Below are 12849 nucleotides of genomic sequence, written 5' to 3'. Positions count from 1 at the left end.
CATGCCCTGGGCCCAGGGAAGCGTGATTGCCGCCGAGGATATGCAGGCCCTTGGCCTGGTAGAGGAGGGTCGCTGGTGGGGAGTGGTGATCACCCACGACTGCGACCTGGCCAATGACAATCTGGAGCTTGAACCCGCGGTCGAGGTGATCGTGGCGCAGACGGTGTCATCCCCCGACGGTAACCACCGGTATGCCAAGAATGCCCGCAAGCTGCACCTCGATTGGGAAGGAGGCGTTGAGCCCTGGTGTCTGGAGCTTCTGGCGACCCGCAGGTGTCACGTCGACAAGGCGACCCTTGCGGGGTTTGAGCCTGCTCCCGGCGCCACGCTGTCGCCGGCCGGTAGGCGTATCCTGCAAAGCTGGTTGGCGGCACGCTACCGCCGACAGGCCCTGCCCGACAGCCTGGTGGAGCGCTTGCGAAAGGTGTTTGCTCGGCTGGAGAAGCGGGGCAAGGGCAATGCCGGTAGCGTGGTCGGGTACTGGCTTTCCTTTGAACCGGCCGATGAGCTTCCTCCCGCTGAGCCCTATGATCTGAATATCAGTATCGTCTACACCATCGAAGACCCTTTTGCTGAAGACACCGCTGTCGGCATCGCCGAGGATCTCGCGGCCAGGTTCGAAGGGCTGGTGCGCCAGGCGGGTGCCGGGCCCGTGGTGCTGGGGGAGTGCGCTGCTCGCTCCGAAGAGGAGTTCACCCTGAAAGATATTCGCGAGCATGTCGAGTTTCGCCTGGATTACCTGAGCAATCGCGTATACCCGGATGGGGTTGAGCTGGAATAAGCACCGGGGTCAGAGCCTTAACCTTAAATGTCCAAGGGTCTGACCCCTTAATCAAGATTGAGTCTGCATGCTTCCCTACTGGATCCTGTTTCTGATTCCCGCCGCCGGCGTGCTCTCTCAGCGGCGGATGACGCCTGGCTCCCGCCCGGCGATGTGGTGGCTGGTGGGCGCGCTGTTCGCCCTGGCCATCGGATTGCGCCACCAGGTGGGGGGCGACTGGGGGGCCTATATCGGCTACCTGGAGCGCGCCGCGCTGATGACGCTGCCCGAGGTGCTGCTCCACGGCGACCCGGGCTACTACCTGCTCAACTGGCTGGTGGCCCAACTGGGCGGCAACATCTACTGGGTCAACCTGGGCTGTGGCGCGGTGGTGATGACCGGGCTGGTGGCCTTCTTGCGTCGCCAGCCGCTGCCCTGGCTGGGGCTGCTGGTGGCGGTGCCCTACCTGATCGTGGTGGTGGCCATGGGCTACTCGCGCCAGGCGGTGGCGCTGGGCTTCGCGCTGCTGGGGCTGGTGGCGCTGGGCGACAACCGCATGCGCGCCTTCGTCATCTGGGTGTTGATCGGCGCCGCCTTCCACAAGAGCGCGGTGCTGCTGCTGCCGGTGGCGGGGCTGGCGGCGAGCCACAGCCGTGTGCTCTCGCTGTTCTGGGCGGGGGCGGCCTCGCTGATCGGCGGCTACCTGTTCCTGTTCGACTCCGTCGACCAGCTGTGGGCCAACTACGTGGAGGCGGACTACCACTCCCAGGGCGGGCTGATCCGCGTGCTGATGAACGCCGTGCCCGCGGGGCTCTACCTGGCCTTCCACAAGCGGCTGCCGCTGGGTGAGGCCGAAAGGCGCCTGTGGTGGTGGATGTCGGCATTTGCCATCGCCTGCATCCCGCTGGTGATGATGTCCTCCACCGCCACGGACCGGGTGGCGCTCTATCTGATCCCGTTGCAGATCTTCGTATTCGCCCGCCTGCATCAGATCACCGAGGATCGTCTGCTGCGCGCCTATATCGTGATCGGGATCGTTGGCTACTACGCTGCGGTGCAGACGGTGTGGTTGTTCTTCGCGACCCACGCCGGGGCCTGGTTGCCGTATCAGCTGGTGTGGGTGATGTAATCTGAGCGACCTCGCTCCGGGGTCAGACCCTTAAATGGACTTAGGTAAAGGGCCGCCTAAGTCCATTTAAGGGTCTGACCCCTTGTCGATGTTTTCTTCCTTGGGCCAGGTGCGGTAGAGAGTGTCTGTCCAGTCGCCCCAGCGGCTGGTGCGATGGGTGAGCCCCCCGGCGAGGCGGAAGCCCTGAGACACTTCAAGCGACGTCGATGGCTGCCAGCATAGGCTGCGGCTGGCCTCGGCTTGCAGATAGGGCCCCATCATCGAATACAGCACCAGCTCCATGCGGGGCAGCAGGCTCAGGCTGATGTCGACGGCGGAGGTGACGCCTGAGGATGGGGCGGGAAGGTGCATGCTTTCCTGGGAGGGGGGCGAGGCCCAGTCCCAGTCGCCGTCTTCCAGCACCAGGGTGCCTTTTGCCTCATGGTGCAGGGTGAGCGGCTCGACCAGGGTGAGTTCGCTCGACAGGTCGAGCTTGAAGCCCAGCTTGCCCTTCACCTCGAGCATCAGCGGCAGCCAGCCCACCATATGGAAGGTGGGGCCGTAGGTTCGGTGCCAGAGTGGCACCAGCTTGTCGATCTTCTGGCCTATGGTGAGACGCAGCTGACTGGCTTGGCAGACTTCGCCCTCCAGGCGGGCCGAGGTGAGCTCACCGCCCTGGAACTGCCAGCTGTGCTCGAAGGACAGTGCGCCCAGGTAACGGGCCTCGATCTCGGCGAAGGAGGAGAGAGGAATGGTGGCATCGAGGTCCGCCGTCATGTCTCCGGGGTGACATGTCGGGCTCGTCTCGCGGCCATGGAAGCTGGCATCGAGCCAGCGCCATTCCGGATTGAATCTGCCTTCGGGAAAGAGGCGCTCATCGGGGAAGCTCGCGTCGGAAGAGGCGATGCGGATGGCGGCCGTGATGGATAGCGAGCCGGACTCGATGATCTCCTCCAGCTGCACACCCTCGAGCTTTAGCACCCAACGGTTTGCCTCGGGTGTGATGGCCACTACGCGGGCCATGATCCCATGGCGATACAGCGGCGACGCCGGGTGAGAGGCGGAAGGCGGCAGATGATCGGTTGCCGCCACCAGCCGCCAGCCCTCCTGCAGCGTCTCCAGTGCCGAGGGTCGCCAGGGGAATATCAGCGTAAAGGACGCGACCGGTAGCGGCTCGGCATCCGGCTCGATGGCCTCCACGGCGGCAAAGACGTCGGCCGCCGGCCCCGGCTTGAGGGCCAGCACCTGTGGCTGCGGCGTGAGGGCGCTGTGCTCGATGTCGATGGTCAGGCTGGATGCCGCCACCGGCAAGGTGGCCAGACAGAGGATGAGCAGGATGGCGAGACGCAGGTAGGGCGAGAGTGAGCGTGGCATGCAGGCATCTCCGCGCGGTTTCCTCTGAGTGTAGCCGCGCCCCCGGGGTCAGACCCCTCAGTCCATTTCGGGGTCAGACCCCTCAGTCCATTTAAGGGTCTGACCCCTCCAACTCTTGTTGAAGGCCATGCGCTAGCGCATAATCAACAAAATTTTGTAGGAATTGCGCCACCATGATCCGTACGCTGCAATTCAGCAACTTCTACTCGTTCCGCGATGATGCCGAGGTGTCGTTCGAGGTGGGTCGCCAACCGGCGGTTTCACCGTACGACCTGGCCTATGCTGATGGCTCGCGTGGCAACAAGGTGGTGGCGGTAGTGGGGGCCAACGGCTCCGGCAAGACCCAACTGCTCAAGCCGCTGGCGTTTCTGAGCTGGTTCGTGGCGGATTCCTTCCTGAGTTCCGAGCCGAAGGCGCGTATCCCGTTTCGTCCGCATGCCCTCAGCCCGGAGGTGCCGACCTGCTTCGAGCTGACGTTCGACCTGGGCGGCGAGCAGTACCGTTATCGCCTCGAACTCAACCAGCAGCAGGTGCTGCATGAGTCGCTGCACCTCAAGACCAGCCGACTGTTCAGCTATCTGTTCGTGCGCGAGCGTGAAGGCGACGGCTACACGGTCAAGCAGAAGGGCTTCGGCTTTCGCAGCCACCAGGCCAGGCAGGTGCGCGGTAACGTCTCGCTGCTGGCGGCGGCGCATATGCATGATGTGCCGCTGGCGTCGGCGATGGTGGCGTACTTCCGCGGCTTCTCCTACAACCTGCAGGTGACGGGGCGTGCCCACTATGATCACGGGCGTTTGCTGAACAGCGCCCTGTTTTTCCAGGACCATCCTGTCCTGCATCGCCGGGCGAGCGAGCTGCTGTGCCGGCTGGACCTGGGGCTGGAGGATGTGGAACTCGAGGAGGTAGAGGTCAGCGGCGGCGGTGAGCCCGATATCCAGGAGCCGCTCTATATGCCGATGGGGGTGCACCGCTCGGCCGATGGCAACTTCCGCCTACCCTTCCTGGACGAATCCAGCGGCACCCAGTCCGCCTATGTGCTGCTGCACCGCCTTCTCCCCGTGCTGGAGCAGGGTGGTATCGCGGTGATCGATGAACTCGATAACGATCTTCACCCCCATATGCTCGAAGCATTCCTCGACCTCTTTCGCTTCGAGCACTCCAACCCCCATCAGGCGCAGCTGATCTTCTCCTGCCATACCGCCGAGGTCTTCAACCTGCTGGCCAAGCACCAGGTTTATCTGGTCGAGAAGCGTGATCTGGAGAGCGAAGCATGGCGGCTCGATGACATGGTCGGCCTGCGTGCCGACGACAACCTGTATGCCAAGTACCAGTCCGGTGCGCTGGGCGCGGTGCCCGAGATCTGACCAAGACGATGGCAAGGCAACGCAAACGCCGCGACTTGAGAGTCAAGCAGAGTACCTTGCTGGTGGTCGGCGAGGGAGCTCATGAGCGCGCTTTCCTTGAGCATATGAAGCAGCTCTATGATCGGCGTGATAATCAGCAGCGCCTGACGGTCAAGTCGGCAGATGGCGGCTCCCCCGGCGATGTGTTGCGAGTCGTTCGCAAGCGCTATCAGCACATCGACTACGATCGCCGCGTCATCTTGCTCGACGCCGATGTCTCTATTCCTCGCCAGGTCGAGGATGATGCAAGGCGGTTGGGTATTGTGCTGCTCTTGTCGCAGCCCCTCTGCCTGGAAGGCATGTTGTTGGACGTCTTGGGGCAGCGGGTACCCGGCACCGCCAAGGCATGCAAGTCGTGTCTTCACCCTCAGCTGGCAGGTCTTCCCACCGAGAGATCCAGCTACGCTACCTTGTTCCCCTCCGCGGTGCTGGATGCCACGACCAAGCCGGCAATCGTGGAGCTGCGCCGCTTGATGCGACACTGAAGAGCCTTGCCTTGCGGCCAAACGGCCAAGAGGCCGAGGTTGGAGGGGCCGACAGGGTGATGGTGGCCCGCTTGGGTCAGACCCCGGCCACCCCTGGCCGGTGTCTGACCCGGCGCGGTGATGGAGCGCAGTCGCTGCTCGGTGGCATGGCAATCGCCGATAAATCGGGCTCCCGCACAACAATCAATTACTCACACCGGAAATAAGATGCAAGACAAGGACGTCGTGGTGCTGGTCGCCAATACCTCCTGGTATCTCTACAACTTCCGCCGCGGCACCATCGTTGCGCTGCGCGAGGCGGGCTACCGGGTGGTGGCGCTGGCGCCTGATGATGACTATGCCCCACGTCTGGTGGCGGAGCTGGGTATCGAGCACCAGCCGCTGGCCATGGAGGGCAAGGGCACTCGGCTGGTGGGGGAGGGGCGCACCTGCATGGCACTGGCCACTACGCTGCGCCGCCTGAAGCCGGCCTTCGTGTTCAACTTCACGGTGAAGGCCAATATCTATTCGGGGCTGGCGTGCCGGGTGCTGGGCATTCCCTATGCGAACAACGTCTCGGGCCTGGGCACCGCCTTCCTGCACGATACCTGGCTGTTTCGTCGCGTGCGTTCTCTCTATGGTTTCGCCAACCGTGGGGCGCGGCGGGTGTTCTTCCAGAACCGGGAAGATCACGACCTCTTCCACTCCCATGGGCTGCTCAAGCACACCCCTACCACGGTGCTGCCGGGATCGGGCATGGATACCACGCGCTTCGCCTTTACGCCGTTGCCCGAAACGGGGGCAGAGGGCACTCCCTGTACCTTTGTGATGATCGCGCGGCTGCTGGGCGACAAGGGCGTACGCGAGTATGTGCAGGCGGCCGAAAAGGTAAGACCTCACCACCCGAATACCCGCTTTATGCTGATTGGCCCCTATGGCGCCAGCAACCGCACCGCGATCACTGAAGCCGAGGTGCGTGAGTGGCAGGCCGCCGGGGTGATCGACTATCTGGGCGAACAAAACGATGTACGCCCCTTTATCGAGCAGGCCCATGTACTGGTTCTGCCTTCTTACCGGGAGGGCATGCCGCGTACCGTGCTGGAGGCCGCCGCCATGGGCCGGCCGGCCATTGTCTCCGACGTGCCGGGTTGCCGACAGGCCATCGTACCCGGGATGACCGGCTGGCTGTGCAAGGTGAAGAGCGCGGATTCTCTGGCCCAGCGCATGGGGGAGTGCCTGGCCATGCCCCGGGAACAGCTGCAGCGTGCCGGCAGGGCGGCGCGGGCGCGCATCGAGGCCGAGTTTGATGAGCGCATCGTCATCGACGCCGCCATGGATTGCCTGACGGGGACTGTCCCCAAGGAGACGCGATGATAACGCCACTGCTACCCTTGGTGGCGCTGCTGCTGACCAGCCTGGCCATCGTGCTGTTGCGCCAGCCGGCGATTGCCTGGGGGCTGGCGGATATCCCCGGGGGAAGAAAGCAGCACGACGGCATCATCCCCCTGACAGGGGGGCTCAGCGTGTTTATCGGCTTCCTGCTGGTGCAGCCGCTGCTCTCGGTGCCGGTAGGCGAGCTGCTGCCGCTCTATGTGGGGCTGGTGGCGCTGGTGGCCTGCGGAGTGGTCGACGACGCCCGCGACATGCGCAGCACCGTGAAACTGGGGATACAGCTGGCGGTGGCCGCGCTGATGGTGCTGTGGGGCGGCCGGCAGCTGGTTTATCTGGGGAGTTTCCCGGCGGTGGGCGAGGTGAGCCTGGGCTGGCTGGCGGTACCGGTGAGCATCGTGGCGGTGGCTGGGCTGATCAACGCCATCAACATGATGGATGGGGTGGATGGCCTGGCCGGCGGCAGTGCGCTGAGCGTGCTGGCCTGGCTGGCGCTGGTGGCGGCACTGCAAAGCCAGCTGACGCTGCTGGCGGTGATCGTGACCCTGGGCGCGGCACTGGTGGGCTTCCTGCTGTTCAACCTGCGCCACCCCTGGCGCAGCCGCGCCAGCGTGTTCATGGGTGATGCCGGTAGCATGGCGCTGGGCTTCGCCATCGCCTGGTTCGTGGTGGAGCTCTCCCAGAGCGAGCAGGCGGTGGTCAGCCCCATGGCCTACGCCTGGGTGCTGGCGCTGCCGGTGATGGATACCCTGAGCCTGATGGTGCGCCGGATCCGCAAGGGGCGCAGCCCCTTCTCGGCGGATCGCGACCACCTGCACCATATCTTCCTGCGCGCCGGCTTCACCCCGGGGCAGACCACGCTGATCCTGATGCTGCTGGTGGCGGCATTGGGCGGCGTGGGGGTGGTGTTCTCCCTGGCGGGGGTGCCGGATGTGCTGCTGCTGCTGGGGCTTACGGGGTTGATCGCGGTGCATGGTCTGTTCGTGCAGCGGGCATGGGTGACCAGCAAGGCGCTGCGCCGGCTGCATGGTGCCACCCTGGGGCAGGGCGCGGTACGGGCTTCTTCGCAGATGATGCGGCTGCGACGCCGCACGCGGGTGGGCAGCGGCCGCCGCCGGGTGGCGCTGGTCGGCCTCTACCTGATGGCCTTCAGCTTGGGCCTGGATGGCCGCCTGGCGATGCTGGGGGCGGCGCTGGCGGTGGCCGCGGCGGTGCTGGCCTTCCCGGTGTTCTGGCGCGATGTGCTCAAGCTGAAGCTGTTCTGGGTGAGCGCGGCGCTGTGCCTCTACCTGCTGCTGCGCGCCTGGAGCGGCGGTGAGCTGGGTGAGCCGCTGTGGTGGCGGTTGATGGCGATTACCGGCCTTGCCAGCCTGCCGCTGGCCTGGTGGCTGGCGCAGTGCCGGCTGCACTGGAACTGGCTGGTGGCCACGCTGCTGCTGGGCGGCGGCGTGGCCTTCGTGCTGGGCGCCGAGTGGGCGAGCCTGGAGCGTGGCCTGCTGGGCAACCCCTGGGTATGGGGGCAGCCGGCCGAGATCGGCTTTATGGCGGCGGTGGGCCTGATGCTGCTGATGGGCGTGCTGCTGGTCGGCCTGCAGCGCCTGGGCACCGGCTGGCGGCCCAAGGCTCAGCTGTTGCTGGCGCTGCTGCTCGCCGTTCCCGGGGTGTTGATGCTGATGGGCACCGGCTATACCACGGCCTGGGTGGCGGCCGGCAGCGGCGCCCTGATGTACGTGCTGTCCACCCCGGTGCTGGGGCGCCATCAGGGGGATCGGCTGGGCCGGCTGGGCTTGGCGGTGCTGCTGGGTGTGCTGGCGCTGGGGGTGATCAGCCACGACTGGCTGCTGCCCGACAGCGCCACGCTGGTGCAGCGCCTGGTGGAGCCGCTGCAGGCGCTGGGCCTGATGATCAACGGCGAGTGGGAGCAGGCCCACGCCCTGCACCCCGGCGTGGTCGAGCGGGTGATGCTGTGCCGCCAGGCGTGGGACGCCTTCCAGCAGCAGTGGCTGCTGGGCAGCGGCCGGCTGGCGCTGGAGCAACTGGAGCGACCGCTGGCGAGCTACGGTGGCTACTATTCGCTGCTGGCCAATATCGCCGCGGCCACCGGCCTGCTGGGCATCGTCGGCTTTGCCGCCGTGGCGCTGTTGCCGCTGAGGGCCCTGCTGTGGGCCAACCTGCGCCGCCACTGGCATGCGGTGTGGGGGCTGGGCCTGATGAGCGCCAGCGTGACCGTGCTGGTACTCTGCCTGCTCTCCATGCCGCTGCGCTTTTCCGGTCCCACCGGGGTGATCGTGCTGCTCGCCGCCGCCATGCAGGTGGCGGTGTTCCAGCGGCAGTGGGTGAGGGGTTGATAGCTTCCTATAACAGCGTCATCAACAGTGCCAGTAACCCCCCTGCCCCCATAAGGGGCATCAGTGCCAGCGGAAGCTTGCCATCCCGCACCCAGCTCCCTAGCTCCAGGCATGCCGCGGTGGTGATAACTCCCAGCAGTGCCAGCAGATGATTGGAGAGCGAGGGCAAAGGCATATGGCTAAGCCCCCAGAAAAGCAGACCGTAAACCAGGACGCCCAAGAGTATCCACGGTGCCCACTTCACGAGCTTTGGTGCTGGTAGTAGCGGCCAGCGGCGGTACCGCCGTTTTGGTGTCCCCTTCGGCGTGGGGGGCTCGCCACGGAAAAGATACGGTTGAGTGGTGATCATGGTTATTTCCACATACTGCATGAGAGCAAGGAGGCTAGCGATGCAAGCTTGCGCGGTCAATGCTCAATTGCGGGTTGCAGGTATGCGCCCTTGCCCGTGGTAACGCGTGAATGAGATAGCGTTTGTGGAGGGCCCTGAGCCGGCATTGTGGCTCGTGGTTGCACGCGATGGACTTTCTGGGTCCTGCCTCTATCCTCAGTGCCTCATTTTTCTATTGAATTTCATCGGGAAGTGTATGACGCGTTTTGAGACTCTTCAGGCCGAATTGGCGGCCGTGCCGCGTACCTGGCTGGTGACCGGCTGTGCCGGCTTTATCGGCAGTAACCTGCTGGAAACTCTGCTCAGGCTCGACCAGCGAGTGGTTGGGCTGGATAACTTTGCCACCGGCTTTCAGGCCAACCTGGATGAGGTGCGCTCGCTGGTAAGCGCCGAGCAGTGGGCGCGCTTTACCTTTATCGAGGGTGATATCCGCGAGCCCGGGACGTGTCGCGAGGCGATGCTGATCGATGGCCAGCCGGTGGATCATGTGCTGCACCAGGCCGCGTTGGGCTCGGTGCCGCGCTCCATCGCCGATCCGCTCGCTACTAACGCGGCCAATATCACCGGGAACTTGAACATGCTGGTGGCAGCCAAGGAGGCGGGGGTGACAAGCTTCGTCTATGCCGCCTCCAGCTCTACCTACGGCGACCACCCGGCGCTGCCCAAGGTGGAAGAGCGCATCGGCAAGCCGCTGTCCCCCTATGCGGTGACCAAGGTGGTCAACGAGATGTATGCCGAGGTGTTCGCCAGCACCTATGGCTTCAAGGCCACCGGGCTGCGCTACTTCAACGTGTTCGGCAAGCGCCAGAACCCCAACGGCGCCTATGCGGCGGTGATCCCCAAGTGGGCCGGGGCCATGCTCACCGACGAGACGCTGTTCATCAACGGCGACGGCGAGACCAGCCGCGACTTCTGCTATATCGCCAACGCCGTGCAGGCCAACCTGCTGGCGGCGACCGCGGACGACGAGGCCCAGGGCGAGGTCTACAACGTGGCGGTAAGCGGGCGCACCACCCTGAACCAGCTGTTCGAGTACCTGCGTGGCGCCCTGGCCGAGCAGGGGGTGAGCTACACCCAGGCCCCCACCTACCGCGACTTCCGCCCCGGCGACGTGCGCCACTCCCAGGCCGATATCGGCAAGGCCAGCCGCCTGCTGGGCTACGCACCCAGCCACACCATCGTCGAAGGCATCAGCGAGGCGATGCCGTGGTATATCGAACATTTTCGGCGGGGGTGAGGCCCCTGCCCCTGCCCCCGGGGTCAGACCCTTCGGCAAACTTAGGCCAACCCCCGCCTAAGTGTGCCGAAGTGTCCGACCCCTACATTTTCAACGCAGTCAGGGATTTTTGATGGTGAACATGGATAACGTGCGCCTGGGCGTGATCGGCCTGGGCTATGTGGGCCTGCCGCTGGCGGTGGAGTTCGGCAAGGTGCTGCCCACCGTGGGCTTCGATATCAACACCAAGCGCATCGCGGAGCTTCGCGACGGCGTGGACCACACCCTGGAGGTGGAGCCGGAGCTGCTGGCCGAGGCGAGCCAGTTGAGCTTTGCGAGCGAGATCGAGGCGCTGCGGGCCTGCAACGTCTATATCGTCACCGTGCCGACGCCGATCGATTCGAGCCGTCGGCCGGACCTGACGCCCTTGATCCGCGCCAGCGAGACCCTGGGCCAGGTGGTGGGGCAGGGCGACGTGGTGATCTATGAGTCCACCGTCTACCCGGGCGCCACCGAGGAGGCGTGCATTCCGGTGGTGGAGCGGGTCTCTGGGCTCACCTACAACCGCGACTTCTTCGCCGGCTACAGCCCCGAGCGGATCAACCCGGGCGACAAGGAGCACCGCGTCACCACCATCATGAAGGTGACCTCGGGCTCCACGCCGGAGATCGCTGAGTTCGTCGATGCGCTCTACCGCCGGGTGATCACTGCTGGCACACACAAGGCCAGTTCCATCGCGGTGGCCGAGGCCGCCAAGGTGATCGAGAACACCCAGCGCGACGTCAACATCGCCCTGATCAACGAACTGGCGGTGATCTTCAACCGCCTGGGGATCGATACCGAGGAGGTGCTGGAGGCCGCCGGCACCAAGTGGAACTTCCTGCCCTTCCGCCCGGGACTGGTGGGCGGCCACTGCATCGGCGTGGACCCCTACTACCTCACCCACCGCGCCCAGCAGGTGGGCTACCACCCGGAGATGATCCTCGCCGGGCGGCGCCTCAACGACGGCATGGGCGCCTATGTGGCCAGCCAGCTGGTCAAGCTGATGATCAAGCGGCGCATCCATGTGGAGGGCGCCCGGGTGCTGGTGATGGGCCTCACCTTCAAGGAGAACTGCCCGGACCTGCGCAATACCCGGGTGGTGGACATCATCGCCGAGCTCGCCGACTACGGCGTGGCGGTGGACGTCTATGACCCCCAGGTCAATAAGGACGAGGCCGCGGCGGAGTACGCTATCCGCCCGGTAGAGCAGCCCGCTGCCGGCAGCTATGACGCCATGATCCTCGCCGTCGCCCACCGCGAGTTCAAGGCGCTGGGCTGTGATGGCATTCGTGCCTGGGGCAAGCCCGAGCACGTGCTCTACGATCTCAAGTACCTGCTGCCCAAGGAGAGCGTGGACCTGAGGCTGTAATCAGCTTTTGTGGCGCCTCCACCGGGGTCAGACCCTTCAGGGAACTTAGGCCAACCCCCGCCTAAGTTCCCTGAAGGGTCTGACCCCTGCTGCTTCTGCTGCTTAAGGCTTATCGTTGCATGTAACAAGGTGGCGCGCTACCCTTGCACATGAAACGAAGGAGGGGTCGTCATGGTAGCGACCAATGACGTGAATAATCGGGTGAAGAGGCATCGCGCTGCCTTGCGGGCAGCCGGCCTTCGCCCGATCCAGATTTGGGTGCCGGACACCCGCCAACCCGGCTTTGCCGAAGAGGCCCGCCGCCAGTGTGCTGTCGTCGCGGCTGCTGACGCCGAGGATCAGGACGTCCACGCCTTCATGGATGCCGCCCTTCTGGACTTGGACGAAGACGAGAGTGACGCATGAGGCGAGGCGACCTGGTCACCCTTGTCCTGTCTGGTGACTTCGGGAAGCCGCGTCCCGCTCTCATTATCCAATCGGATCAGTTTGCCGGTACCGGCAGTGTGACGGTGCTGCTGCTCTCCAGTGCCCGGGTGGATGCGCCGTTGCTTCGCCTTGATGTGGAGCCCACCCCCGAGAATGGCTTGCAACGACACTCCCAGATCATGGTGGACAAGCCCATGACGGTGAAGCGTCAGAGGGTGGGAGAGGCCTTCGGCCACCTCGACGACAGCGTCATGCTCGCCGTCAACAGGGCGCTGGCTGTCTTCTTGGGCTTCGCGTGAGGCGCCACTCTAGGGGGTCAGACCCTTCAGTAAACTTAGGCAATAGGCCGCCTAAGCCTATTTAAGGGTCTGACCCCAAAGCACGTCCCTGTCTGTTTAATCAGGAGGAGCTAATCAACGAGCGTGCCAGCCGCGGTGTGCTCGACGTGCGTCCTGGTATCACCGGACTCGCACAGGTCAATGACATCGACATGTCCACGCCCAAGCTGTTGGCCGAAACGGATGCTAGGATGCTGGCTAGTCTGACCAAAAAGCGCGACATG

Annotated in this window: 11 protein-coding genes; 10 read left to right on the top strand and 1 reads right to left on the bottom strand. The window is 64.8% G+C overall.

Annotated features, from left to right (window positions below; all coding sequences use genetic code 11):
- The first annotated feature begins 1 nt into the window (after window position 1).
- Window positions 2-781: a hypothetical protein gene (locus Q673_RS35600; RefSeq protein ID WP_023006169.1), complete on the top strand. Its 780-nt coding sequence runs from the start codon at window positions 2-4 to the stop codon at window positions 779-781.
- Between the two features lie 67 nt (window positions 782-848).
- The gene (locus tag Q673_RS28690; RefSeq protein WP_023006168.1) at window positions 849-1889 is read left to right on the top strand and encodes an EpsG family protein; all 1041 of its coding nucleotides are present in this window, start codon (window positions 849-851) and stop codon (window positions 1887-1889) included.
- Between the two features lie 66 nt (window positions 1890-1955).
- On the opposite strand, the gene Q673_RS28685 is transcribed toward Q673_RS28690, so the two are convergent.
- Window positions 1956-3242 carry a hypothetical protein gene (locus tag Q673_RS28685; protein ID WP_023006167.1) on the bottom strand — a complete coding sequence of 429 codons (1287 nt, stop codon included), beginning with the start codon at window positions 3240-3242 and terminating at the stop codon, window positions 1956-1958.
- Between the two features lie 173 nt (window positions 3243-3415).
- Here Q673_RS28685 and Q673_RS28680 point away from each other — a divergent pair, with 173 nt between their 5' ends.
- The 8 genes from Q673_RS28680 (at window position 3416) to Q673_RS28645 (ending at window position 12586) form a co-directional block, all read left to right on the top strand.
- A complete protein-coding gene (locus Q673_RS28680) occupies window positions 3416-4606 on the top strand; it encodes an AAA family ATPase (protein ID WP_023006166.1) in 1191 nt (396 codons plus the stop codon).
- A 56-nt stretch (window positions 4607-4662) separates the two neighbouring features.
- Window positions 4663-5130 carry a hypothetical protein gene (locus tag Q673_RS28675; protein WP_023006165.1) on the top strand — a complete coding sequence of 156 codons (468 nt, stop codon included), beginning with the start codon at window positions 4663-4665 and terminating at the stop codon, window positions 5128-5130.
- Window positions 5131-5337: 207 nt separating this feature from the next.
- Window positions 5338-6483 (top strand): glycosyltransferase family 4 protein, encoded by a 1146-nt coding sequence (locus Q673_RS28670; RefSeq protein ID WP_023006164.1) that lies wholly within the window; start codon window positions 5338-5340, stop codon window positions 6481-6483.
- The gene (locus tag Q673_RS35595) at window positions 6480-8846 is read left to right on the top strand and encodes an MraY family glycosyltransferase (protein ID WP_023006163.1); all 2367 of its coding nucleotides are present in this window, start codon (window positions 6480-6482) and stop codon (window positions 8844-8846) included. Before Q673_RS28670 ends, Q673_RS35595 begins: the two co-directional genes overlap by 4 nt.
- Window positions 8847-9430: 584 nt before the next feature.
- On the top strand, window positions 9431-10471 hold the full coding sequence (locus tag Q673_RS28660) for an NAD-dependent epimerase/dehydratase family protein (RefSeq protein WP_023006161.1): 1041 nt from the start codon (window positions 9431-9433) through the stop codon (window positions 10469-10471).
- A gap of 112 nt (window positions 10472-10583) precedes the next feature.
- Window positions 10584-11861, top strand: a complete 1278-nt coding sequence (gene tviB / locus Q673_RS28655; RefSeq protein ID WP_023006160.1) for a Vi polysaccharide biosynthesis UDP-N-acetylglucosamine C-6 dehydrogenase TviB — start codon at window positions 10584-10586, stop codon at window positions 11859-11861.
- Between the two features lie 171 nt (window positions 11862-12032).
- Entirely contained in the window at window positions 12033-12266 is a 234-nt protein-coding gene (locus Q673_RS28650) for an antitoxin MazE family protein (RefSeq protein ID WP_023006159.1), read from the top strand.
- Window positions 12263-12586, top strand: coding sequence for a type II toxin-antitoxin system PemK/MazF family toxin (locus Q673_RS28645; RefSeq protein ID WP_023006158.1), 324 nt, complete (start codon window positions 12263-12265; stop codon window positions 12584-12586). The genes Q673_RS28650 and Q673_RS28645 overlap by 4 nt, the downstream gene beginning before the upstream one ends.
- Window positions 12587-12849 lie beyond the last annotated feature (263 nt).

The sequence above is a fragment of the Halomonas sp. PBN3 genome, from assembly GCF_000475415.1.
In the GTDB taxonomy this organism is placed as follows: domain Bacteria; phylum Pseudomonadota; class Gammaproteobacteria; order Pseudomonadales; family Halomonadaceae; genus Halomonas; species Halomonas shengliensis.
Note: the sequence above shows the minus strand (reverse complement) of the source record. Positions and strands in the feature narration are given on the sequence as shown.

Bases quoted from the DNA above. Each gene is read 5' to 3' on its own strand.
- Q673_RS35600 (WP_023006169.1), top strand. From the start codon at position 2: ATGCCCTGGGCCCAGGGAAGCGTGATTGCCGCCGAGGATATGCAGGCC.
- Q673_RS28690 (WP_023006168.1), top strand. From the start codon at position 849: ATGCTTCCCTACTGGATCCTGTTTCTGATTCCCGCCGCCGGCGTGCTC.
- Q673_RS28685 (WP_023006167.1), bottom strand. From the start codon at position 3,242: ATGCCACGCTCACTCTCGCCCTACCTGCGTCTCGCCATCCTGCTCATC.
- Q673_RS28680 (WP_023006166.1), top strand. From the start codon at position 3,416: ATGATCCGTACGCTGCAATTCAGCAACTTCTACTCGTTCCGCGATGAT.
- Q673_RS28670 (WP_023006164.1), top strand. From the start codon at position 5,338: ATGCAAGACAAGGACGTCGTGGTGCTGGTCGCCAATACCTCCTGGTAT.
- Q673_RS35595 (WP_023006163.1), top strand. From the start codon at position 6,480: ATGATAACGCCACTGCTACCCTTGGTGGCGCTGCTGCTGACCAGCCTG.
- Q673_RS28660 (WP_023006161.1), top strand. From the start codon at position 9,431: ATGACGCGTTTTGAGACTCTTCAGGCCGAATTGGCGGCCGTGCCGCGT.
- tviB (WP_023006160.1), top strand. From the start codon at position 10,584: ATGGTGAACATGGATAACGTGCGCCTGGGCGTGATCGGCCTGGGCTAT.
- Q673_RS28650 (WP_023006159.1), top strand. From the start codon at position 12,033: ATGGTAGCGACCAATGACGTGAATAATCGGGTGAAGAGGCATCGCGCT.
- Q673_RS28645 (WP_023006158.1), top strand. From the start codon at position 12,263: ATGAGGCGAGGCGACCTGGTCACCCTTGTCCTGTCTGGTGACTTCGGG.